The 22,665-nt window shown below is 73.0% G+C and carries 21 protein-coding genes; 15 read left to right on the top strand and 6 right to left on the bottom strand.

Annotated elements, in window-relative coordinates; translation table 11 throughout:
- Window positions 1-44 precede the first annotated feature (44 nt).
- Both ACIBO1_RS21450 and ACIBO1_RS21445 read right to left on the bottom strand, forming a co-directional pair.
- Window positions 45-665 carry a DUF3515 domain-containing protein gene (locus ACIBO1_RS21450; protein ID WP_396749174.1) on the bottom strand — a complete coding sequence of 207 codons (621 nt, stop codon included), beginning with the start codon at window positions 663-665 and terminating at the stop codon, window positions 45-47.
- Window positions 666-899, bottom strand: a complete 234-nt coding sequence (locus ACIBO1_RS21445; RefSeq protein WP_088646044.1) for an Lrp/AsnC ligand binding domain-containing protein — start codon at window positions 897-899, stop codon at window positions 666-668.
- A 166-nt stretch (window positions 900-1,065) separates the two neighbouring features.
- Between ACIBO1_RS21445 and ACIBO1_RS21440 the strand changes: the two genes are divergently transcribed.
- Together ACIBO1_RS21440 and ACIBO1_RS21435 are read left to right on the top strand one after the other, a co-directional pair.
- Window positions 1,066-2,004 (top strand): thiamine-phosphate kinase, encoded by a 939-nt coding sequence (locus tag ACIBO1_RS21440; RefSeq protein WP_396749172.1) that lies wholly within the window; start codon window positions 1,066-1,068, stop codon window positions 2,002-2,004.
- A 41-nt stretch (window positions 2,005-2,045) separates the two neighbouring features.
- A complete protein-coding gene (locus tag ACIBO1_RS21435; protein ID WP_396749169.1) occupies window positions 2,046-2,513 on the top strand; it encodes a GNAT family N-acetyltransferase in 468 nt (155 codons plus the stop codon).
- 236 nt (window positions 2,514-2,749) lie between these two features.
- Here the strand turns inward: ACIBO1_RS21435 and rpmB are convergent, their stop codons facing one another.
- On the bottom strand, window positions 2,750-2,941 hold the full coding sequence (gene rpmB / locus ACIBO1_RS21430) for a 50S ribosomal protein L28 (protein WP_093401721.1): 192 nt from the start codon (window positions 2,939-2,941) through the stop codon (window positions 2,750-2,752).
- Window positions 2,942-3,232: 291 nt separating this feature from the next.
- Between rpmB and ACIBO1_RS21425 the strand changes: the two genes are divergently transcribed.
- Window positions 3,233-5,050 carry a DAK2 domain-containing protein gene (locus ACIBO1_RS21425; RefSeq protein ID WP_396749166.1) on the top strand — a complete coding sequence of 606 codons (1,818 nt, stop codon included), beginning with the start codon at window positions 3,233-3,235 and terminating at the stop codon, window positions 5,048-5,050.
- A complete protein-coding gene (gene recG / locus ACIBO1_RS21420) occupies window positions 5,047-7,257 on the top strand; it encodes an ATP-dependent DNA helicase RecG (protein WP_396749163.1) in 2,211 nt (736 codons plus the stop codon). The genes ACIBO1_RS21425 and recG overlap by 4 nt, the downstream gene beginning before the upstream one ends.
- Before the next feature lie 365 nt (window positions 7,258-7,622).
- Here the strand turns inward: recG and ACIBO1_RS21415 are convergent, their stop codons facing one another.
- Window positions 7,623-9,149 (bottom strand): cell wall anchor protein, encoded by a 1,527-nt coding sequence (locus ACIBO1_RS21415; RefSeq protein WP_396749161.1) that lies wholly within the window; start codon window positions 9,147-9,149, stop codon window positions 7,623-7,625.
- Window positions 9,150-9,488: 339 nt separating this feature from the next.
- On the opposite strand from ACIBO1_RS21415, the gene rsmD reads away from it, so the two are divergent.
- The 8 genes from rsmD (at window position 9,489) to mutM (ending at window position 14,929) form a co-directional block, all read left to right on the top strand.
- The gene (rsmD, locus tag ACIBO1_RS21410; RefSeq protein WP_396749159.1) at window positions 9,489-10,052 is read left to right on the top strand and encodes a 16S rRNA (guanine(966)-N(2))-methyltransferase RsmD; all 564 of its coding nucleotides are present in this window, start codon (window positions 9,489-9,491) and stop codon (window positions 10,050-10,052) included.
- Window positions 10,049-10,531, top strand: a complete 483-nt coding sequence (coaD, locus tag ACIBO1_RS21405) for a pantetheine-phosphate adenylyltransferase (protein WP_396749157.1) — start codon at window positions 10,049-10,051, stop codon at window positions 10,529-10,531. Before rsmD ends, coaD begins: the two co-directional genes overlap by 4 nt.
- Window positions 10,532-10,735: 204 nt before the next feature.
- On the top strand, window positions 10,736-11,233 hold the full coding sequence (locus ACIBO1_RS21400; RefSeq protein WP_131054984.1) for a hypothetical protein: 498 nt from the start codon (window positions 10,736-10,738) through the stop codon (window positions 11,231-11,233).
- 199 nt (window positions 11,234-11,432) lie between these two features.
- Window positions 11,433-11,996 carry a DUF177 domain-containing protein gene (locus ACIBO1_RS21395; RefSeq protein WP_176092952.1) on the top strand — a complete coding sequence of 188 codons (564 nt, stop codon included), beginning with the start codon at window positions 11,433-11,435 and terminating at the stop codon, window positions 11,994-11,996.
- Between the two features lie 5 nt (window positions 11,997-12,001).
- Window positions 12,002-12,175: a 50S ribosomal protein L32 gene (gene rpmF / locus ACIBO1_RS21390; RefSeq protein ID WP_091435485.1), complete on the top strand. Its 174-nt coding sequence runs from the start codon at window positions 12,002-12,004 to the stop codon at window positions 12,173-12,175.
- A gap of 129 nt (window positions 12,176-12,304) precedes the next feature.
- Window positions 12,305-13,258: a phosphate acyltransferase PlsX gene (locus ACIBO1_RS21385; protein WP_396749420.1), complete on the top strand. Its 954-nt coding sequence runs from the start codon at window positions 12,305-12,307 to the stop codon at window positions 13,256-13,258.
- Window positions 13,255-14,079, top strand: coding sequence for a ribonuclease III (gene rnc / locus ACIBO1_RS21380; protein WP_396749153.1), 825 nt, complete (start codon window positions 13,255-13,257; stop codon window positions 14,077-14,079). The genes ACIBO1_RS21385 and rnc overlap by 4 nt, the downstream gene beginning before the upstream one ends.
- Window positions 14,072-14,929: a bifunctional DNA-formamidopyrimidine glycosylase/DNA-(apurinic or apyrimidinic site) lyase gene (mutM, locus tag ACIBO1_RS21375; RefSeq protein WP_396749150.1), complete on the top strand. Its 858-nt coding sequence runs from the start codon at window positions 14,072-14,074 to the stop codon at window positions 14,927-14,929. The genes rnc and mutM overlap by 8 nt, the downstream gene beginning before the upstream one ends.
- A gap of 39 nt (window positions 14,930-14,968) precedes the next feature.
- Here the strand turns inward: mutM and ACIBO1_RS21370 are convergent, their stop codons facing one another.
- Together ACIBO1_RS21370 and ACIBO1_RS21365 are read right to left on the bottom strand one after the other, a co-directional pair.
- On the bottom strand, window positions 14,969-15,805 hold the full coding sequence (locus ACIBO1_RS21370; RefSeq protein WP_396749147.1) for an endo alpha-1,4 polygalactosaminidase: 837 nt from the start codon (window positions 15,803-15,805) through the stop codon (window positions 14,969-14,971).
- 129 nt (window positions 15,806-15,934) lie between these two features.
- On the bottom strand, window positions 15,935-17,473 hold the full coding sequence (locus ACIBO1_RS21365) for a CAP domain-containing protein (RefSeq protein ID WP_396749144.1): 1,539 nt from the start codon (window positions 17,471-17,473) through the stop codon (window positions 15,935-15,937).
- A 370-nt stretch (window positions 17,474-17,843) separates the two neighbouring features.
- Between ACIBO1_RS21365 and ACIBO1_RS21360 the strand changes: the two genes are divergently transcribed.
- From ACIBO1_RS21360 to ACIBO1_RS21350, 3 genes are all read left to right on the top strand, one after another.
- Complete coding sequence (locus ACIBO1_RS21360) at window positions 17,844-18,038, top strand: hypothetical protein (RefSeq protein ID WP_117226739.1); 195 nt, start codon at window positions 17,844-17,846, stop codon at window positions 18,036-18,038.
- Between the two features lie 205 nt (window positions 18,039-18,243).
- Window positions 18,244-21,858 carry a chromosome segregation protein SMC gene (gene smc, locus ACIBO1_RS21355; RefSeq protein ID WP_396749141.1) on the top strand — a complete coding sequence of 1,205 codons (3,615 nt, stop codon included), beginning with the start codon at window positions 18,244-18,246 and terminating at the stop codon, window positions 21,856-21,858.
- Window positions 21,858-22,478, top strand: coding sequence for an HAD family hydrolase (locus ACIBO1_RS21350; protein WP_396749139.1), 621 nt, complete (start codon window positions 21,858-21,860; stop codon window positions 22,476-22,478). The genes smc and ACIBO1_RS21350 overlap by 1 nt, the downstream gene beginning before the upstream one ends.
- Window positions 22,479-22,665: the final 187 nt, after the last annotated feature.

Raw genomic sequence — 22,665 nt, 5'->3', positions numbered from 1 at the left:
CGCGGCGGGCCCGCCACCGGCGCGGGCCGCCGCGTCGGGGTGGGTCAGGCGGTGCAGCCGGTGGGCTTCGAGTCGCCCGACGGGATCGACTCGACGATGGTTGCGGAGATCGGGGCGGCCCACTGCAACGCCTCGCCGTAGAAGTGCGGCACCCGCAGGGTCACCTCCGTCTCCCGGTCGACCGTGGTCAGCTCCGTCGCGTCCGGCCCCTCCACCGCGAACCAGCAAACCGAGTTGACCAGGTAGAGGTGCGCGTCGCGGGCCAGGGCGGGCCGTTCGGCACCGCAGGCCACCGTCATTGCCGGATCGCCGTACGCGGCGTTCTGCTCGGGACCGGCCGAGACCGGCCGCTGCGACAGGTCACGGACGGTGTCCGGCAACTGTGACAACAGGGCGCGACAGACCACGGTCGGTCGTTCGGCCAGCTCGGGAGCCGCCATCTCGACCGGGGTGGTGGACCGGGGAGCGGCCGTGCTCGGTGACGCCGTGGGTGCGGCGGTCGGCTCGCTCGACGGGATATTGGCCCAGGCGACCGCGCCCACCAGCAGCGCCACCGGCAGCGCCACGGCGGTGGCGATCAGCGCGGCGGAGCGGTTCGTGCGGTCGGGCGCCTTCGCGCCCTCGGAGCGCTCCCCGTCGGCCGGCTTCTCGGTGGTCTCGTCCACTTACAGTCGCACCACCGAACAGGTCAGGGTGCGGGTGATGCCGGGCACCATCTGCACGTTGCTGACGATGAGCTTGCCCAGCTCATCGACGGTGTTGGCCTCGGTGAGCACGACCACGTCGTACGGCCCGGTGACGGCGTCGACCCGGACCACACCGGCGAGATCCGCGATGAGACCGGCCACGTCACGTGCCCGACCGACCTCTGTCTGGATGAGGATGTACGCCTGTACCACGCTCGACCTCCCTCCGTCGCCGCCGTCAAGCGGCCCGAAGGGAGAAAGTACCTTACGGACCAGGGGTGATCCCTATCGGTGGCCAAGGAGAAGCAGTGAGCGAGCGAGCTGAGCGGCTCAACGCGACGACGTCCCCCGTCGGCACGGGGCGTGACGGAGCGGCGGCGTGAGCGTGGCGGGTGTCGGCGAGTTCGGGCTGATCGACCGGGTGACCTCCCGCCTGTCGTACGGCTCCACGGTGCTGCTCGGCCCCGGTGACGACGCGGCCGTGGTCGCCGCGCCCGACGCCCGGGTGGTCGCCTCGACGGACGTCCTGGTGGAGGGGCGACACTTCCGCCGGGACTGGTCCGGCGCGTACGACATCGGGCGCCGGGCGGCGGCGGCGAACCTCGCGGACGTGGTGGCGATGGGCGCCGACCCGACCGCGCTGCTGGTGGCGCTCTGCGTACCCGCCGACGCGGCCACCGACTGGGTGGAGCAGCTCGCCGACGGGCTCGGTGCCGAGGCGGCCGAGGTCGGCGCCAGCGTGGTGGGCGGGGACATGTCGGCCAGCCCCACCCTGACCATCGCGGTCACCGCCCTGGGTGACCTGGGTGGTCGTGCCCCGGTGACCCGGGCCGGTGCGCGACCCGGGGACCTCGTCGCCCTGGCCGGTCGCACCGGGTACGCGGCGGCCGGATTCACCGTGCTCTCCCGGGGGTTCCGGACGCCCCGGCTGCTGGTCGAGGCGTACCGGCGGCCGGAGGTGCCCTATCCGGCCGGGCCGCAGGCCGCCCGGCTCGGTGCCACCGCGATGATCGACGTCTCCGACGGGCTGCTCGCCGACCTCGGGCACGTGGCGAGGGCCAGCGGGGTGACCGTCGACCTCACCCGGGACGCCTTCGAGGTGCCGCCGCAGATGCGGGACGCCGCGCAGGCGCTCGGCGTCGACCCGTACTCCTGGTTGCTGGCCGGTGGCGACGATCACGCCCTGGTGGCGACCTTCCCGCCGACCACGGCGCTGCCCGCCGAATGGCGGTTGGTCGGTCGGGTCGAGGAGGGCTCCGGGGTGACCGTGGACGGGCGGCCGTTCGACGGTCCAGGCGGCTGGGATCACTTCCGGTGACCCCGCCGGGTAAGGGGCAGGTCGGGTCGTACCCTTTACCTGTGCAGCAGATCGAGATCCATGTGGTGCCCTTCGACTCCCCGGTCGCGCAGCGGTTGATCATCGCCGCGTTGGCCGACCTGGGCGCCCGGTACGGCGGCAGCGGCGACGAGACCCCGGTCGACCCCGACGAGTTCGTGCCCCCGGCCGGGGCGTTCCTGGTCGCCCATTTAAACGGGCAGCCGGTCGGTTGCGGCGGCTGGCGCAGTCACGGCGACGAGGGCGCCACCGCCGAGCTGAAGCGGATGTACACCGCCCCGCAGGCCCGTGGCCGGGGGGTGGCCCGGACGGTGCTCGCGGCCATCGAGCGCTCGGCCCGCGAGCACGGCCGTAAGCGGCTCATCCTGGAGTGCGGCGACCGGCAGCCCGAGGCGATCGCGATGTACACCGGTGCCGGCTACGAGCGGATCCCCAACTTCGGCTTCTACGCCGCCGAGCCCGGCTGCCTGTCATTCGGCCGTACGCTCTGAGATGTTCTGAGACGTAAGGAGATGTAAGGAAGGGTCCCCTGCTAACGCCTGGTGTATAGCAGGGGACCCTTCCTAACATCAGTGCCGGTGCGACGGCGATGCCGCCGGTGCGGTGCCGGCGCGAGTCGGTGCTCGCGGTGCGAGTCGATGCCGGCGGTGCGGACCTTCCGGGCGCGGACACGACGATGCCGGTGGGCCATCGGCCCACCGGCATCGAACGACAGTGTGATCCCGCGTCAGGCGCGGGCGACCTTGCCCGCCTTGATGCAGGACGTGCAGACCTTCAGCTTCTTGGTCGTGCCGCCACCGGCGGGGGTACGCACCGACTGGATGTTCGGGTTCCAGCGGCGGTTGGTCCGCCGGTGCGAGTGGGACACGTTGTGGCCGAAGCCCGGTCCCTTGCCACAGACGTCGCACACGCTAGCCACGGGATACTCCTGGGTTTGAAACGTTCATGAGGTCGCCGGCAGGTGCTGCCCGGGCAACCTGGCCAGGGTACCCGATGGTGGAACCGGCTGCCCAATCGGCCCCGGCCCGGCCTCGGCGGCCACCGTCCGGCACCAGGACCGGTTCCACCGGGAGCCCGGCCGCCCGACACGGCGGATCCGCCCGAGCGACACACGGGTCCGGCCGAGTGGCATGTGGGCCGAGTGGCACATGGATCCGGCCGCGACGTGACACGCCCGGCGACTGTCACCCTACGCCAGTAGGCTTCCACCGTGCTGGACACCCTCGATGCCGCCGCCGTGCGCCGCTGGTGTGCCAGCGGGCTGGCCACGCTCAAGCGGCACCAGCGGGAGATCGACGACCTCAACGTCTATCCGGTGCCCGACGGCGACACCGGCACCAACCTGGTGCTCACCCTCACCTCGGCCCAGCAGGCCCTGGCGATGGATCTCGACACCGGGGCGGACGGCACCTCGACCGCGCACGGGCACGCTCTGCGGCTGCTGGCCCGGGGCGCGTTGCTCGGGGCCCGGGGCAACTCCGGCGTGATCCTGTCGCAGATCCTGCGCGGCCTCGCTGACGCGCTGGGCCCCGTCCCCGAGGTGCGCGGACGGGAGTTGGCCGCCGCCCTGCGCGTGGCGAGCGACGCGGCGTACGCGGCGGTGGCCCGGCCGGAGGAGGGCACCCTGCTGACGGTGGCGTCGGCCGCCGCCGACGCGGCCGCACGGGTCGCCGACGGCGCGCTGCCCACGGTGACGCGGGCCGCCGCGTCCGGCGCGGCGACGGCCCTGGCGCGTACGCCCGAGCAACTGCCGGCGTTGGCCCGGGCCGGTGTGGTCGACGCCGGTGGGCGGGGGTTCAGCCTGCTGCTGAACGCGCTGGTCGAGGTGGTCACCGGGGAGAACCCGGTGACCTGCACGCCGACTCCCCGGCCGGTGCCACTGGCCGCCGCTCGGGAGACCATGTCCGTCGGGTACGCCTACGAGGTGCAGTTCCTCCTCGACGCCGAGCCCGAGGCGGTGCGGAGGATGCGCGACGAGTTGGACGCGCTCGGCGACTCCCTGGTGGTGGTCGGTGACGGCAGCCCGACCGGCGGGACCTGGCAGGTGCACGTGCACGTCGACGACATCGGGGCGGCGATCGAGGCGGGTGTGGTGGCCGGCCGCCCGTACCAGATCTCGGTGACCCGCTTCGCCGACCAGCGTGCCCCCGAGGCGACCTCGGCCGCCGACGCCGCCTCAGCCCTCGACAACACCCCGGCGCCCGGCGCGACTCCGGCCGCCGGTGCGGCCCCGACCTCGACCCCCGGCGCGGCTCTGGCCTCCGGCGCGTCGCCCGGCGCGGCTCTGGCCTCCGGCGTGGCGCCCGGCGCGGCCCTGGCCTCCGCACCGGTCCCGGAGCTCGACGCGGTCCGGGCAGCCGCGACGGGTCCGGAGCCCGACGGTCGGGGGGCCGTGGTGGTGGCCACCGGGCCCGGCATCGCCGAACTGCTGGCCGGTGAGGGCGCGGTGGTGGTGCCCGGCAACCCGTCCACCGGCGAACTGCTCGACGCGGTCCGCGCGACCGGGGCGGCGCGGGTCGTGGTGCTGCCCAACGACCCGAAGGCGCAGGCGGTGGCGAACCAGGTCGCGGTGGAGGCACACCGGTCGGGCGTGAAGGTCAGCGTGGTGCCCACCCGGTCACCGGTGCAGGCGCTCGCCGCGCTCGCCGTCCGTGACCCGGGCCGGCGCTTCGAGGACGACGTGATCGCGATGGCCGAGGCCGCCGGGGCCTGCCGGCACGCGGAGGTGTGCCGGGCCGGACGGGACGCGCTCACCGTCGCCGGTCCGTGCCGCGCCGGTGACGTACTCGCCCTGGTCGAGGGGGAGGTGCACCTGATCGGCACCGATCTGGTGCAGACCAGCGTCGCCCTGGTCGACCGGATGCTCGGCGGCGGTGGCGAACTGGTCACCCTGCTCGTCGGCGCGGACGCGCCGGACGGGCTGGCCGAGGCGGTGCGTACGCACATCGTCGGCCGGTGGCCCTTCGTGGAGGTGCACACGTATCCGGGCGGACAGCCGCATTATCCCCTGCTGGTAGGTGTCGAATGACCTCGGATGCGTCCACCGTGGACACGCCGCTCAAGAAGCTCGTCGGTGACCGGACCGCCAAGGCGCTCGCCGGTCACCTCGACCTGCACACCGCCGGTGACCTGCTCTATCACTTCCCGCGCCGGTACGACGAGCGCGGCGAGCACACCGACATCCGCGCGCTCGACGTCGGGGAGCAGGTCACCGTGCTGGCCCAGGTGCAGCGCACCGCGGTACGCCCGATGCGTCAGCGTCGGGGCAACCTGCTGGAGGTGACCGTCGGCGACGGATCCGGCGGCACGCTCACCCTCACGTTCTTCGGCAACCAGGCATGGCGGGAGCGGGAGCTGCGCCCGGGCCGGTGGGGCATGTTCGCCGGCAAGGTCACCGAGTTCCGTGGCAAGCGGCAGCTCAACGGACCCGAGTACGTGCTGCTCGGCGACCAGACCGACGGGGAGGCCGCGGCCAACGAGCAGGTGGAGGAGTTCGCCGGTGCGCTGATCCCGGTCTACCCGGCGGCTGCCGCCGTACCGACCTGGGTGATCGCCCGCTGCGTACGGGTGGTGCTGGACACGGTGGAGCCGCCGGAGGACCCGTTGCCCGCCACCGTGCGGGCCACCCGCAACCTGATCGGCCTCGACGTCGCCCTTCGCGAGATCCACCGGCCGTCCAGCCGCGAGGACCTGTACCGCGCCCGGCGTCGGTTGAAGTGGGACGAGGCGTTCGCCGTGCAGTTGACCCTGGTCCGCCGCAAGCAGCAGGCCGCCGCCTGGCCGGCCCGGGCCCGCCCCGCTCGGCAGGGTGGGCTGCTCGACGCGTTCGACGCCCGGTTGCCGTACGAGCTCACCGGCGGCCAGCGCGACGTCGGCGTGGAGATTGCGGCGGACCTGGCCACCGACCATCCGATGCACCGCCTGTTGCAGGGCGAGGTCGGCTCCGGCAAGACGGTGGTGGCGCTACGGGCCATGCTCCAGGTGGTGGACGCGGGCGGTCAGGCGGCGTTGCTGGCCCCGACGGAGGTGCTCGCCGCCCAGCACCACCGGGGCATGCTCGACCTGCTCGGCCCGCTCGCACAGGCAGGTCAGCTCGGTGCCGCCGAGCAGGCCACCCGGGTGGAACTGGTCACCGGCTCCCTGGGCGCGGCGGCCCGGCGGCGGGCGCTCGCCGAGGTGGCCAGTGGTGCGGCGGGCATCGTGCTCGGCACCCACGCCCTGCTCTACGAGGGCGTCGACTTCGCCGACCTGGGCCTGGTGGTGGTCGACGAGCAGCACCGGTTCGGCGTCGAACAGCGGGACGCGTTGCGGGCCAAGGCCGACCAGCCGCCGCACGTGCTGGTGATGACCGCTACGCCGATCCCCCGGACGGTGGCCATGACGGTCTACGGCGACCTGGAGATCTCCACGCTGTCCCAGCTCCCGCAGGGCCGTTCGCCGATCGCCTCGCACGTGGTGCCGGCCGCCGAGAAGCCCGCCTTCCTCGACCGGGCCTGGCGTCGACTGCGCGAGGAGGTCGGCAAGGGGCATCAGGCGTACGTGGTGTGTCCGCGGATCGGGGAGGCGGACGCGAAGCCCGGCGGCGACGAGGAGCCGCCGGAACTGGACGACAACGGCCGCCGTCCGCCGCTTGCGGTGACCGAGGTCGCTCCGCTGCTGGCCGAGGGACCACTGCACGGGGTACGCATCGGCGTCCTGCACGGTCGACTGCCCGCCGACGAGAAGGACGCGGTGATGCGGTCCTTCGCCGCCGGGGAGTTGGACGTCCTGGTGGCCACGACCGTGGTCGAGGTCGGCGTGAACGTGCCCAACGCGACGATGATGGTGGTGCTGGACGCCGACCGGTTCGGCGTCTCCCAGTTGCACCAGCTCCGGGGGCGGGTGGGCCGGGGCAGCGCACCCGGGCTCTGCCTGTTGGTGAGCGAGGCGACCGAGGGCAGCAGTGCCCGGGAGCGGTTGGACGCGGTCGCCTCCACCACCGACGGTTTCAAGCTCGCGGAGCTCGACCTGGAGCAGCGGCGGGAGGGCGACGTGCTGGGCGCGACGCAGTCCGGCCGCCGATCGCACCTGCGGCTGCTGTCGCTGCTGCGCGACGCGGACCTGATCCGTGACGCGCGGGCGGAGGCGATCGAGATGGTCGAGGAGGACCCCGACCTGGCCCGGCACCCGGCCCTGGCCGCGTCGGTCGCCGCCCTGGTCGACGCGGACCGCGCGGAGTACCTCGAAAAGGGCTGATCACCTGCGCTGAGCGCTGCCTGCGCTGAGCGCTGCCTGCGCTGAGCGCTGCCTGCGCTGAGCGCTGCCTGCGCTGAGCGCTGCCTGCGCTGAGCGCTGCCTGCGTTGATCACGCTCGATCCAGGATCGAGTGGCCTCGGCACGTCTGGGAAGGCACTCGATCCTGGATCGAGCACGACCATGGGCCGCGAAGTGTGCGGGGACCGGGCAGGCGCGCGGACGCCGAGGGGGCGCGGACGCCGAGAGGGCGCGGACGCCGAGGGGCGCCGACGCCGAGGGCGCGCCGACCGGGTGGTCGACGCGCCCTCGGATTCAGGCTTCGCTGGGGTCCCGCCTCAGTCGCGGGAGGGACCCGTCAGCTCGGCTCAGGCGGTGAAGTGGATCCGACGCCGCCGGGCCATCACGAACAGCACCGCGCCGACCGCCAGCAGGGCGATCGCGCCCGCGGCGATGCCGCCGGCCGCTGCACCGGTCACCGGCAGGCCCGGGGGCTCCTCGCCGCCGCCGCCACCGCCACAGCCCTCGGGGGCGTAAACGACCTCGAGTTCCAGACCCAGGTCGGGGAGGACGACCAGGGCCGCCTCGTCGTCACCGGCCTTGAAGGTGACCTTCTCCGAGGTACCGGGCGCGACGGTCCGGCTCTCGGTCTTGTCACCGTAGGTGAAGTCCACCTTGACCGGCACGCCACCCTCCGGGTTCGAGGCGGTCAGCGCGAAGGTCTCGCAGTCGGCGTCGGTGGTGACGGTCGGCAGCGGGCAGTCCTCGGGGCGCTGCCACTTGTACGTGCCGCCCTCGATCACCTCACCGTCGACCAGGACCTCGATCTTGCCGGCGTTCTCGGCGGGCACCACGGTCTCGTTGTCGGCCTTGCCCGGCTCGACGGTGACCTTCTTGGACCAGCCGTTCTCGCCGCGCACCTCGAACTCGACGGCGTACCGGGAGAGCGAGCCGTCGTTGCTCAGCGAGACGGCCACGGTGCCGTCGCAGGCGGAGGCGAAGGTGGACGCCGGGGTGGTGCAGTTCTTGCTGCCGCCGTTGTACCAGCCCTGCGGGCCGGACGAGCGGTTGCCGGGCGCACCCTTCTCGCCGAGCTTCTTGTTGCCGTAGCGCTCGCCGTTCTCGACCAGCGGGTCGATGACCTCGTCCACGCCGCCCCAGATCAGGTCGACCTGGGTGTGGCAGTCCGGAACACCGACGTTCAGCTCGATCTCGGTCTGGGTGCCGCCGAGGTAGTCGCTGGCAGGGGTGCCGTAGACGTACTGCGGGGTGGCGAACTGCGGGCGCGGCGCGAAGTACGACACCAGCGTGAAGTACTGCTTCGCGTCACCGCAGAGCGGCTGGTCGCCCTCCAGCTTCACGGTCGCCGTGCCCTTCGGGCCGTCGAACGTGTGGCTGTACTTGGCGGCGCTGGCGTCGACGCACTTCGGCGCCGGGGCGCACGCGCCGTCGGCGTCGAGCTTGATGGTCTTGGAATCCGACGACCTCGGCGCCTTGTTCCGCCGGGAGTCGCCTTCCTGGAACCAGGCCGCGTCCACGGTCAGCGTGGCGCTCGTGGTGTCGCCGGGCACGCGCTGGACGCCCTCGACGAAACCGGCCTTCGGGATCGCCGTGCCCTTGAGTTCGGCAGCGTCGGCACCCTCGGGGGCGAGCACGACCGTGGTCGCCGGGTTGGCCGTCACGTTCGTGATGGTGGCGGTCTTCCGGCGCTCGCTGTTGACCACCTTCCAGGTGATCACCCGCTCGCCGCTGCGCTGGTCGCAGACGACGGTGGCGGAGATGGTGGTGTGGTGAGCGCTGGCCGGGCTGGCCAGCGCCACTGCTCCGGTCGAGCCGATGAGGGCGGCTGCCAGGACAGCCAGCGGCCGCCGGAGCGACAGCTTGGGTCGGATCACGCGTACTCCCGGGGTGAAGAAGCGTCGGGTCGGCACGGGCGGGACAGGACGACGCCGGCGGAGTGTGCCGCGCCGGGGGAGGTGCCGCCCGTGTCGATGGCCGGCGGCGTCAGAACGCCGGCACCGGGGCAGACCCTAGCGAGATCGTGTGGAACGGGACAGTCCTCAGCGGGGGCTAAGGATGATGTTATGAATGCGAGATCATTGATATACGCCCGGTGATCGATCGAGGGCTGTTCGCGTCCGGATCGGACAGTCGACGGGCGTCCGGGGCCGCGTACTCGTCGCCACGGTCATCGTGTCCTCGCGTAGCGTCAGGGGCATGAGCAGGAGCGAAGGGTGACCCGGATCGTGGCCGGGAGCCTCGGTGGTCGGCGGATCGCCGCGCCGCCGGGTGCCGGCACCCGGCCGACCTCGGACCGGGTCCGCGAGGCGTTGTTCAGCGCGGTGCAGGCGGAGGTGGACCTGGACGGGGCGCGCTTCGCCGACCTGTACGCCGGATCCGGCGCGGTCGGCCTGGAGGCGCTGTCCCGGGGGGCCGCGCACGTGTTGTTGGTGGAGTCCGACGCACGTGCCGCGCGGGTGATCCGGGAGAACATCGCGGTGCTGCGCGCCGGGCCCGCGGCGCGACTGGTCACCGGCAAGGTCGCCACCGTGCTGGCCGGCGCGCCGGAGGGCGACCCGTACGACGTGGTCTTCGCCGACCCGCCGTACGCGCTGCCGGACGACGGCGTCACCGCGATGCTCGCCGGGTTGGTCGACGGCGGCTGGCTCGCGCCGGACGCCTTGCTCGTGGTCGAGCGCTCCAGTCGCGGCAACCCGGTCGAGTGGGTGGAAGGCGTCACTGGCCTGCGCAGTCGCCGGTACGGCGAGACCACCCTTTGGTACGGTCGCCGATCATGAGACGTGCGGTGTGTCCCGGCTCGTTCGACCCGGTCACCAACGGCCACCTCGACATCATCGGTCGGGCCAGCCGACTGTTCGACGAGGTGATCGTCGGTGTGCTCATCAACCAGTCGAAAACGGGCGTGTTCACCGTCGAGGAGCGGATCGAGATGCTCCGCGAGGTGACCGCCTCCTACGACAACGTCCGCGTGGAGTCGTTCCGCGGGCTGCTGGTGGACTTCTGCCGGGCCCAGCGGGCGACGGTGTTGATCAAGGGCATCCGGGCGGTCAGCGACTTCGACTACGAGTTGCAGATGGCCCAGATGAACATCGGCCTCGCCGGGGTCGAGACATTGTTCATGCCGACCAACCCGCTCTATTCCTTCCTCTCCTCCAGCCTCGTCAAGGACGTGGCCAAGTGGGGCGGCGACGTCAGTCCGCACGTCCCCGACCTGGTCCGCGAGGCGCTGAAGGCCCGCCTGACCCCGCCGTCCTGACGCGGCACGCGCCGCGACCCCGGGCCGTCGTCGGCGTTCGGCGGCACCCTGCCGCCGGTGCCGCCGAGGGGGTCGGGCGCGACGCGCCGGGGGAGGGGTGGGGTGTCGCGGGGGTGTCGGGACGACATCATTGGATGAAGCGGGAACTTGGCCGCAGCCCGCATGATGTAGGTCGGCCCGACGAACGACAGGAGTGAGGTACCGGTGGACCCGCTCGACCGCATCGACGAAATGATCGCCATGGTGGAGCAGGCGCGCTCCGTGCCCATGTCGCGCAACAACTGCATGGTCGATCGGGGCGAGATGATCGCGGCCCTGGACGAACTGCGCGCCGAGCTGCCCGCCGACCTGCGCCGCGCCGCCGCCCTGCTGGAGGAGCGGGACAAGATCATGGAGGCGGGCAAGCGGGAGGCGGACCGGATCATCAGCGAGGGTGAGGCGGAACACGCCCGCCTGGTCTCGGTGAACGAGATCACGGTCTCCGCCGAGCACGAGGGCGCCCGGATCATCGCCGAGGCGCGTGCCGAGGCACAGCGACTGCGCGAGGAGGTCGACGACTACGTCGACACCGCCCTGGCCAACTTCGAGCAGTTCCTCACCCGGGCGCTGGCCTCCATCGAACGCGGCCGGGACAAGATGCACGCGCTGCGCGAGATCGGCACCTTCGGCGGTGACGAGGCGGAGCGCCCGCTGCCCTTCTGACCCCACGGTCGGTACCCGCCGGAGCGGGCGTACCGCCGCCGAGCCTGCCGCCGATGCGGCCCGGTGGCGTCCGTCCCGGCAGGTGCCGCCGCTGGCATCCCTGCCGACGCCGGGGTAGCCCAGGCCGGCCCCGGTTCGACGGTGGGCCGCCGGTGCAGGTAACCTCGTTTGTCGGCCTCTCACCGGCCGGAGTCTGACTATGCCCAAGAACTCACCCATTTCACTCGACCCCAGGTCGCCGCTGGTCCTCGACACGAGGGAGCTACCGCGCCGGCCTGGTGCGTTGCGTACCGTCACACGGGTGGTCCCGGCACCGGCGGACCTCGGCGTGGAGTTGATCAGCGTGCCGGAGGGCGCGGACCTCGACCTCGATCTGCGGATGGAGTCGGTGTCCGAGGGCGTGCTCGTCTCGGGGACCGTCAGCGGTCAGGTCCGGGGCGAGTGCGGTCGCTGCCTGCGCGAGATCAACGACTCGGTGTCGGTGACGATCCAGGAGCTGTACGCGTACGAGAACAGCACCACGGACGTCACCACCGAGGATGACGAGGTCGGCCGGATGCAGGGAGACCTGATCGACCTGGAACCGGCGGTGCGGGACGCGGTGGTGCTCGCACTGCCGACCAACCCGCTCTGCCGCCAGGACTGCCCGGGCCTGTGCCCCGAATGTGGGGTACACCTGGACGATCTGCCGGCCGATCACAGCCACCAGCAGATCGACCCGCGTTGGGCGGGCCTGTCGCAACTGACCCGTACAGAGGAGTAAGAACCGTGGCCGTCCCCAAGCGCAAGATGTCGCGCAGCAACACCCGGTCCCGCCGGGCGAACTGGAAGGCCGCGGCGGTCGCGACCGTGGCCTGCCCGCAGTGCAAGTCCGCCAAGCTGCCGCACGCCGCCTGCTCCGTCTGCGGCACCTACAACGGCCGCCAGGTCCTCGAGGTCTGACCCGGACGCCGAGTGACGTCTCCGACCACGGGTCGGGCGACGCGCACACCCCGGCGATCGCCCGGCACTCCCGCCGACGCCGGCCGGCTCTCACCGGCCGGCGTCGCGACGGAGCCGGGCACCGCACGGATCGCCGTTGACCTCCTCGGCGGGGACGACGCTCCCGCCGTCGTGGTGGACGGCGCTCTGCGGGCGGTGCGCGCCGACCCTCACCTGCATCTGCTGCTCGTCGGCCCGACCGAGGTGGCCGGCGCGCTGGTTCATGCCCTCGACCCGGCCGAACGCGCCCGGGTCACCGTCCGGCCCGCCCGGACCGCCGTCGACATGGCCGACGAGGTCGTCACCGCACGCACCGACTCCACCGTCCGTACGGCCGTCGCCGCCGTGCACGCGGGCCAGGCCGACGCGCTGGTCTCCGCCGGCTCCACCGGCGCGACCGTCGCCGCCGCCGCCCTCGGCCTGGGTCGCTGGCCCGAGGTGCGACGCCCGGCGCTCGCGGCCGTCCTGCCCGCCGTCTCCGGACCGGTGGTGCTGCTCGACGTCGGCGGCTCGCTGGAACCCAACCCGGCCACGCTGGCCCGGCACGCCGTGCTCGGCGCCGCGTACGCCGCTGCCGCCCACGGCGTCGTCGCACCCCGGGTGGGCCTGCTCTCGGTGGGCACCGAGGCGGGCAAGGGTGACCGGGCCCGCCGGCTCACCGATCCCGTGCTCAGCACCGTGACCCTGCCCGCCGACGCCCGCTACGTGGGCATGGTGGAGGGGTACGACGTCTGCGTCGGCACGCGTGCCGATGTGGTGGTCACCGACGGGTTCACCGGTAACGTGCTGCTCAAAGCCATCGAGGGCGCGTACGCGATGGCCGGTGGACCGCCGCCCGGCGGGGGTGCGCCCCGGGCGGCCGCCCTGCTCGGCGTGGGTGGGACGGTGGTCGTCTGTCACGGTGCCGCCCGCCCCGACGACATCTCCTCCGGCATCGCCCTGGCCGCCCACCTCTGGCGACGCGACGCCACCGACCGGGTCGCCGCGCTGCTCGCCGGCCACCGCACCGACCGCACCACCGACACCGAGGTACGCACATCATGAGCAACGACAAGCGGCGGAGGCCCTCCGTCGGCCACCTGGAAGCCGCCTTCGGCGTGACGCTGGACCCGGACCTGCTGGAGCGCGCACTCACCCACCGCTCGTACGCATACGAGAACGGCGGTCTGCCCACCAACGAGCGGCTGGAGTTCCTCGGCGACTCGGTGCTCGGCGTGGTGATCACCACCGCGCTCTTCCACAACCATCCGGACCTGCCCGAGGGGCAGTTGGCCAAGTTGCGGGCCAGCGTGGTGAACATGCGTGCCCTCGCCGAGGTGGCCCGGGGCCTGGGCCCGGACGGGCTCGGCCCGTACCTGCTGCTGGGCAAGGGTGAGGAGACCACCGGCGGGCGGGACAAGGCGAGCATCCTCGCCGACACCCTGGAGGCGCTGCTCGGTGCGATCTACCTCCAGTACGGGCTGGACACCGCCGCGATCGTGATCCACCGGCTGTTCGACCCGCTGATGGCCGAGTCGGCCGGACGCGGTGCCGCGCTGGACTGGAAGACCAGCCTCCAGGAGTTGACCGCCGCGCTCGGGCTCGGGGTCCCGGAATACCGGATCGAAGGCACCGGGCCGGACCATCTCAAGACCTTCACCGCCTGGGTGGTGGTGGCCGGGAACCGGTACGGCGGCGCCGACGGGCGCAGCAAGAAGGAGGCCGAGCAGCGGGCGGCCGAGTCCGCCTGGCGGATGTTGACCGCGGACGCCGAGGCGGAGTCGAGCCCGGCCGAGGAGATCACCGACCCGGGCGCCGAGCAGGACACGGTGACCATCGACGAGCGGGCCGAGACGGTCGGCGAGGTCCAGGCGCACCGTGCCTGAGCTGCCCGAGGTGGAGACGGTCCGGCAGGGCCTGGCCCGCTGGGTCACCGGCCGCCGGATCGACGTGGTCGAGGTACGCCATCCCCGGGCGGTACGCCGGCACCAGCCGGGCGGCGTCCACTTCGCCGACGTGCTGGCCGGTCGGACCGTGCTCGACGTACGGCGGCGGGGCAAGTACCTGTGGCTCCCGCTGGACAGCGGCGACGCCGTGATCGGGCATCTCGGGATGTCCGGGCAGTTGCTGCTGCAACCGGCGGGCACCTCCGACGAAGCGCACCTGCGGGTGCGGTTCCGGTTCACCGACGACGGACCGGAGCTGCGCTTCGTCGACCAGCGGACGTTCGGCGGGCTGTCGGTGAGCGAGGGCGGTGCCGGGCTGCCGGTCGAGATCGCGCACATCGCCCGGGACCCGATGGACCCGGAGTTCTCCGACGACGAGTTCGTGGCCGCGCTGCGGCGACGGCGCACCGAGGTCAAGCGCGCGCTGCTGGACCAGACGCTGATCTCCGGCGTGGGCAACATCTATGCCGACGAGGCACTGTGGCGCGCGGGCCTGCACGGGGTCCGGCCCACCGACGCGCTGACCGGCCCGGCCGCCCGGCGACTGCTCGGTCACGTCCGGGACGTGCTCGCCGAGGCGATCACCGCGGGTGGCACCAGCTTCGACGCGCTCTACGTCAACGTCAACGGCGAGAGCGGTTACTTCGACCGGTCGTTGAACGCGTACGGCCGGGAGGGGCAGCCCTGTCACCGCTGCGGTGCGCCGATCCGGCGGGAGGCGTTCATGAACCGTTCCTCGTACAGCTGCCCCCGCTGCCAGCCGCGCCCCCGGGGCTCGCTGCGCGGCTGATCACGAGTCGGCGCGGCCCGGTCGGTGCGCGGGTCCGGTTCACGGTGCCGGGCAGGGCAGCCGCCAGGCGTCCAGGGCACGGTTCTTGCGGATGGAGGCGAAGCCGTAGCCGACGCTGGTGACGCAGAAGTCCGCCGTGTCGCCGGTGTACTCGACGTGGAAGACCGGCTTGCCGGCGTCGACGAAGGGCAGCAGCTTCTCGCACCGCGCCAGCCGTACGCACTCCTCGTCGACCGCGAAGTCGAGGTCGGGCGCGAGCGCGGCGACCTGCGGCAGAGCATCGAGCAGGCCGGGGGAGAGGTCGAGGGTGCGGGCCAGCGCCGCCACCTGACGGTTGAACCGGAGCTGGTGGTCGAAGTCCAACGGGAACCCGGAGCGCTGGGCGTACCCGTCGGCGTCGGCCAGCAGCACCGCGCCGAAGCCCTTGCCACGGCACAGCCGGAACCGGTCGGCCAGCACCGGACGCAGCACGTCCCACCGGCGTACGTCCAGCCAGGTGCGGTCGGTGCCGGTGGACGTGGTCCCGCGTACCTCGGCCGGGTACCGGCTGGCGTCCGGATCGTCGGGGTGCACCGACCCGACGTGCACCTGGCAGACCAGTCGGGTGTCGCGGGCGCGGAGCGTGGCGGTCTGCGCCGCGGTGGTGGCGACCGGGTCGAGCACGAACACGTTCGCCGGGACCGCCGGGTCCAGCTCGCCGTGTAGTTGCCACTGCCACTGCCAGTGGCGCGCCGAGGCCGCCGGCCAGCTCGTGGGTGCGCCGGGCGGCGGGCGTGGGGGCCGGCAGGCGACGGTGGCGGCGAGGACCGCTAGCGCCAGGCCGGCCGGTAGCACCACCCGGCGTACCGACCGCGTCCGACCCACCCCGATCCGCATCGCCGTCTCCGCACGTCGCGGGGCGGCGTCAAACCGCCCGGGTGAGGTACGCCGACGCGTACCTCACCCGGTCAAACGAGGACAGACCCGATCAGGACTCGCAGTCCGGCCGGGACCGGCGTCGCGGCCTCAGCGCGGGGCGGCGAAGACCTGCGTCCAGTACGGTCCGTTGCTGCTGGCCACCCCGACGCCGATCTCGGTGAACGCGCAGTTGAGGATGTTCGCCCGGTGACCCTCGCTGTTCATCCAGGCGTCCATCACCGCAGCCGGGGTGCGCTGGTTCCACGCCACGTTCTCGCCGAAGGTGCGCCAGGTGTAGCCGACCCGGTCGATCCGGTCCCCGGGACTGCTGCCGTCGCTGCCGGTGTGCGACATGTTCTGCGTGTCGGCCTGGTCCTGGCTGTGCCGCTGGGCGGCGGTCGTCAGCTTGTCGTCGATGCTGAGCGCGCCGCAGCCCTCCTTGGCCCGCTCGACGTTGACCAGCCGTACGACCTCCGCCGCCTGTGACGTGGCACCCGAGGAGGGGGTGGCGCTGGGCGTGCTGGCGCGGTTGGGGCTGCCCTGCCGGTCGGCGTTCTGCCGCGAGGGCGCGGTGGTGCGTGACGCCGCCGGGGTGGGGCTGTTGCTGGCCCGGCTCGGCGACGGCGACGGCGACGCGCTGCTCGGCGAGACGCTCGGGCTCGGGCTGGGACTCGGGGAGTCGGTCGGGTCGAGCGCCAGGTCCGGCGTCTCGTCCGCCAGGGCCGGCGCGGTGGCGGCGGGGATGTCGGCGGCGGTGCGGTCGGTCGTCTTGTCGTCGCCGGGCAGCGCGAGGGCCGCCACGCCGATGCTCACCACGAGGGTGGCCGCTGCGGCGGCGCCGCCCAGCACCAGCGGACGCCGCCAGGTGCGTCGCTCTCCGCGATCGTCGGGGCCGGCCGGCTCGTCCGGCTGGTCGGCGGTGCCCCCCTGGTCCGCCGGCAGGCCGTACCGGCCGTGGTCGCCGGTGCCACCGTACGGGCCGGCAGTCGCCCCGTACCCGCCCTCGACGACCGAGTCGTACCGGTCGACGACCGAGTCGTACCGGTCGACGACCGAGTCGTACCGGCCTTCGACGGTCATGTCGTAGCGGCCCTGGTCGGCCGTCGCCCCGTACCGGCCCTGGTCGCCGGTGGCGTCGTACCGGCCGTGGCCGGCGGTCGGGGCGTACCCGTCGTAGCGGTCCTGGGCCGAGGCGGCCGGGAAGCCCGAGGCGGGCCCGGCCGGCGCGTCGTGCCGCTGGGTGTGCCAGTCGGCGCCGTGGTGGTCGGCCTCGGGTGCGGCGTGCCGAGCGGGCCGGTCGGGGTCGGCCGGTGCGGGCCACCCGGGGATGTCCCGCCTGCCGGGTCCGTCCGGCGTCCAGCCACGGTCGGTCGGCTCGTAGTACCCGGTCTCCGGCTCGACGGCGTGGTGGTGCTGACCGGACCGCCGGTCGGTGTCCTCCGACCGGGCGGAGTGCGCGGCGTCCGGTTGCCACTGCTCGGTCGGCTGGTCGTCGTACCACCGGTCGGTCGAACTCCCCGGTTCGTCGCCGAAGAAGTAGGCCGACCTCGGTGCGGGACGGTCGGTCAGCCAGGCCGGGTCCTCGGTCGGGGATTCCGGTCGACGAGGATCGCCCTCCGGGTCGCGCGGGTTGTTCCAGCCGTGCACGCCTGTCGCCTCCACGGGTCGGGTACGGGCCGAGGTGACGCTACGTGTCGACCCTGGGGGCAGCAATCCGGCTAAGGAAGAGTTAAGAGGACCCTGTACATCCGGGTGAGGTAATCCACCGAACCGGCGCGTAGAGTCGAGGCGTCCGGACAGAGCGTGTCCGCGCCTCGTGGCAGCCGCCGGTGACCGGTCGGGCCGACGTCGAGATGATCTACGGCCTGCGAGAACTTGACGAATCAGGGGCTCCCGGCTCAATATGTATGTGTCGCCAGTCGCGCCCGGCCATGCCCAGAATCCGTGGGAGTGGTAGTCGCGTACACCAGGGCGCGCGTTGGCCGGCCTCTCCGGCAGCGCATATCAAGGAGTCAAAATGGCGAAGGCCCTCTATGGCCACGTAGGTGCGGCGCCCGACCGGCGTCTGCTCGACGAGGTCACCCGACTGCGTTCCAGGGTTCAGTCACTGGAGTTCGAGGTCACCCGTCTGCGTGCCGAGAACGATCGGCTCGCGGCGGCCGCGGCGGAGACGGACGATCTGCTCCGTCTGGCCGAGCCGGCACTGACCTGACCCACCTGGTCGCCACAACCGAATAGCACCACCGCACAGCAGCGCGCCGACACGATGTGTGCCGGCGCGCATCTCTGCCCGGCCCCGGACGCCGGCAGAGGCGGGTCGCGTCGGGTGGGCCACCTGCTGCCGGGTTACTCTGCGGGTTTACCAGGGTCCGCGCAGCCGGGCGACGGTACGGCGGCCACCGGACGAGGATCGGGACGTGCATCTCAAGAGCCTGACGGTGAAGGGCTTCAAATCCTTCGCCTCCGCGACGACGCTCAAGCTGGAGCCGGGGATCACCTGCGTGGTGGGCCCCAACGGCTCCGGCAAGTCCAACGTCGTCGACGCCATCGCCTGGGTGCTCGGTGAACAGGGCGCGAAGGCACTGCGGGGCGGCAAGATGGAGGACGTCATCTTCGCCGGCACCGCCGGTCGGGCCCCGCTCGGCCGGGCCGAGGTGACGCTGACCATCGACAACACCGACGGCGCCCTGCCGATCGAGTACACCGAGGTCTCCATCACCCGCCGGATGTTCCGCTCCGGCGAGAGCGAGTACGAGATCAACGGCGACTCCTGCCGACTGCTCGACATCCAGGAGCTGCTCTCCGACTCCGGCATCGGCCGGGAGATGCACATCATCGTCGGCCAGGGCCGGCTCGACGGCATGCTGCACGCCAAGCCGGAGGACCGGCGGGCGTTCATCGAGGAGGCGGCCGGCGTCCTCAAGCACCGCAAGCGCAAGGAAAAGGCGCTGCGCAAGCTCGACGCGATGCAGACCAACCTGAACCGGCTCACCGACCTCACCGCCGAGCTGCGCCGTCAGCTCAAGCCGCTCGGCCGGCAGGCCGAGGTGGCCCGACGGGCCGCCGTGATCCAGGCCAACCTGCGGGACGCGCGGCTGCGGCTGCTCGCCGACGACCTGGCCACCCTGCGCACCACGTTGGACAAGGAGATCGCCGACGAGACGGCGCTGCGCCAGCGACGCGAGCAGGTGGAGGCCGAGCACGCCGAGGTGCAGTTCCGCCTGGGCGAGTTGGAGGAGGCGCTGGCCTCCGACGCGCCGCTGCTGGCCGCCGCGCAGGACACCTGGTACAAGCTCTCCGCCCTCCAGGAACGGTTCCGCTCGATCGAGCAACTCGCGCTGGAACGGCTGCGGCACCTCAGCGCGACCCCCGACGACGAGCGTCCCGGCCGGGACCCGGAGCAGTTGGAGGCCGAGGCCGAGCGGGTCCGCGAGCAGGAGGAGGAGCTGCGCGCGGCGCTCACCGACGACCAGATCCGGCTCGCCGAGGCGGTCGAGCACCGCCAGGAGCTGGAACGCCAGCTCGCCGCGGCGGAGCGGGAACTGGTCGCCGCGGCGAAGGCGATCGCCGACCGGCGGGAGGGGTTGGCCCGGCTCACCGGGCAGGTGAACTCCGCCCGCGCCCGGACCACCAGCGCCGGTGAGGAGATCGAACGACTCGCCGCCGCGCACACCGACGCGTTGGCCCGTGCCGAGCGGGCCCAGGCCGACCTGGACGCGGTCGCCGAGCAGTCCACCGAGGCGGACCGCGACAACGCCGACCTGGACACCCGGCACGCCGAGGCGGTCGGTGCCCAGGAGAAGGCACAGGCCACCGTCCGGTCGCTCTCCGACGCCGAGCGGGCGGCGGAGAAGGACGCCGCCACCTGGAAGGCGCGGGAGGAGGCGCTCGCCCTGGGCCTGCGTCGCAAGGACGGCGCCGGCGCGCTGCTGGCCCGCGCCGACCAGGTGCCCGGCCTGCTGGGCGGTCTCGCCGGCCTGCTCACGGTCGCCCCCGGCCACGAGGCCGCGCTGGCCGCCGCGCTCGGCGGGCTCGCCGACGCGGTCGCGGTCAGCGGGGTGGACGAGGCGGTCGAGGCGATGCGCCTGCTGAAGATCTCCGACGCCGGGCGGGCCGGCCTGCTCGTCGGCAGCCCGGCCGGGCCGGGGATGTCCGGTTCGGCCGACGCGCTGCGTCCCAAGCTGCCCGACCGCGCGCACTGGGCCCCCGACCTGGTGGACTGCGACGCCCAGATCCGTCCGGCGGTGCACCGGGCGCTGCGCGACGTGGTGCTGGTCGACGATCTGGCCGCCGCGGCCGAGGTGGTCACCGTCAACCCCGAGCTGCGCGCGGTCACCCGGGAGGGCGATGTCGTCGGGGCGTACGCGGCGGCCGGTGGCTCGGCGAAGGCCCCCAGCTACATCGAGGTGCAGGCGGCGGTCGAGGAGGCCCGGGCCAACCGGCTCACCGCCGAACGGAGCAGTGCCGACCTGCGCGACCAACTCGTGCAGGCGCGGGCCGAGGTGGCCGCCGCCAAGGAGGTGGTGCAGCACGCCGCCGCCGCCAAGCGGGAGGCGGAGAGCCACCGCAACGCCGCCGCCCGCCGCCTGGCCGAACTGGGCGCCGCCGCCCGGTCGGCGAAGGCGGAGACCGACCGGCTCGGCGACTCCCGGTCGCGTGCCGAGGCGGCCCGGGAACGGGACCTGACCGCCCTGGCCGAGCTGGAGGAGCGGCTGCGGCTGGCCGAGGCGATCCCGATCGACGCCGAACCCTCCACTGAGGAACGCGACCAGCTCGCCGCGATGGTGCCGCAGGCCCGGCAGAACGAGATGGAGGTCCGGCTCGCGGTGCGTACCGCCGAGGAGCGGGTGGCCTCCATCGCCGGGCGGGCCGACTCGCTGCGCAGGCAGGCCGCCGCTGAACGGTCCGCGCGGGAGCGGGCGGCGGCGCGGCGGGCCGCGCGTACCCGGGGCGCGGGCATCGCCCGGGCGGTGGCCGGCGGCGCCCGGGCGGCACTGACCCGGCTGACCAGCAGCATCGCCCGGGCCGAGGAGCACCGCGACGCGGTGGCGCGGGAACGGGCCACCCGCGAGGCGGAACTCCAGGAGGTGCGGGCCGCCGCGAAACGCCTCGGCGGTGAACTGGACCGGCTGACCAGCCAGGTACACCGGGACGAGGTGGCGCGGGCCGAGCAGCGGCTGCGCATCGAACAGTTGGAGGCCAAGGCGGCCGAGGACTTCGGCCTGACCGTGGAGACGCTGATCGCCGAGTACGGCCCGGGTCAGCCGGTGCCGCCGACCGAGGCCGAGGTGGCCGCCGCCGAACGGGAGGGCCTTCCGGTGCCCGAGCCGGTGCGGTACGAGCGACCGGTACAGGAGAAGCGCGCCGCCAAGGCGGAGCGGGAACTGACCCTGCTCGGCAAGGTCAACCCGCTCGCGCTGGAGGAGTTCGCCGCGCTGGAGGAGCGGTTCAAGTTCCTCTCCGAGCAACTGGAGGACCTCAAGGCGACCCGGCGTGACCTGCTCACCGTGGTCAAGGACGTGGACGACCGCATCCTGGAGGTCTTCGCCAGCGCCTTCGCCGACACCGCGCGGGAGTTCGAGCAGGTCTTCGAGGTGCTGTTCCCCGGTGGCGAGGGCCGGCTGATCCTCACCGAGCCGGACGACATGCTGACCACCGGCGTGGAGGTCGAGGCCCGCCCGCCCGGTAAGAAGATCAAGCGGCTCTCGCTGCTCTCCGGCGGCGAGCGGTCGCTGACCGCGGTGGCGATGCTGGTGGCGATCTTCCGCGCCCGGCCCAGCCCGTTCTACATCATGGACGAGGTCGAGGCGGCGCTGGACGACGTCAACCTGGGTCGGCTGATCACGCTGATGGCCCAGTTGCGGGAGAAAAGCCAACTCATCGTCATCACGCACCAGAAACGGACCATGGAGATCGCCGACGCGTTGTACGGCGTGACCATGCGTGGCGGGGTCACCCAGGTGATCAGTCAGCGGCTCAACCGGGCCGACACCGACGACGAGCGGCACGGCCGCGGCGAGGAGAACGGGTAGTGGCTCGGGAACGCGCGACGGCGCTCCTGCTGGACTTCGACGGCGTACTGCGGCGCTTCGATCCGGCGGTGGCCGCCGGGGTGGAGCGAGAGTACGGCCTCACCGAGGGGGTGCTCGGCGAGATCGCCGAGCACTGGGAGCTGCTGCAACCGGTGCTGACCGGCCGGGTCAGCCACGCCGAGTGGGTGTCGAGCGTGGCCGACGCGCTGGCCGAGTCGGCCGGTGGCCCGCAGCGGGCCCGGGCCGCCGTCGAGCAGTGGCAGCGCTACCGGGGCGAGGTCGAGCCGGCGGTGCTCGACTTCGTCCGCGAGATGCGGGGCCGGGGCATCCGCGTCGGGCTCGCCACCAACGCCACCGACCTGCTCGACGAGGACCTGGCGACGTTGGGGCTCGTCGGCGAGCTGGACGTGGTGGTCAACTCCTCGGTGGTCGGGGTGCACAAGCCGGCCCGCGAGTACTTCCAGGCCGCCTGCGAGGCCCTGGAGACCGCGCCGGGCCGGGTGCTCTTCGTCGACGACGAGGACCGGGCGATCAGCGGCGCCCGGGTGGCAGGACTGTCGGCGCACCGCTGGAGCGGCCCGGAGGACCTGCGTTACCTGCGGGCAGCGTTGGCCGCCTGAGCCGGGCCGGCGGTCGATCGTCGGTGACGTCGCGTGTGTGCCGCGTCGTGACCTGTTAAGAAGGGGCCCTTGCTCTACCGCAGGCGTTAACGGCAATGCCGCTCAGTTAGGGCGGTGGGCGGGTTGTCAATGTTGCTGTTTCGAGGATGTTGATGTTGATGGTGGCGTGGTAGTTGGTGCGGTCGAT

The sequence above is a fragment of the Micromonospora sp. NPDC049903 genome (assembly GCF_044460945.1).
Classification (GTDB): Bacteria; Actinomycetota; Actinomycetes; order Mycobacteriales; family Micromonosporaceae; genus Micromonospora.
This window is presented reverse-complemented; position numbering and strand designations above follow the sequence as displayed.

Coding starts and splice junctions, on each gene's coding strand:
- recG (WP_396749163.1), top strand. CDS start 5,047: ATGACCTCGGATGCGTCCACCGTGGACACGCCGCTCAAGAAGCTCGTC.
- coaD (WP_396749157.1), top strand. CDS start 10,049: ATGAGACGTGCGGTGTGTCCCGGCTCGTTCGACCCGGTCACCAACGGC.
- ACIBO1_RS21395 (WP_176092952.1), top strand. CDS start 11,433: ATGCCCAAGAACTCACCCATTTCACTCGACCCCAGGTCGCCGCTGGTC.
- rnc (WP_396749153.1), top strand. CDS start 13,255: ATGAGCAACGACAAGCGGCGGAGGCCCTCCGTCGGCCACCTGGAAGCC.
- ACIBO1_RS21370 (WP_396749147.1), bottom strand. CDS start 15,805: ATGCGGATCGGGGTGGGTCGGACGCGGTCGGTACGCCGGGTGGTGCTA.
- ACIBO1_RS21360 (WP_117226739.1), top strand. CDS start 17,844: ATGGCGAAGGCCCTCTATGGCCACGTAGGTGCGGCGCCCGACCGGCGT.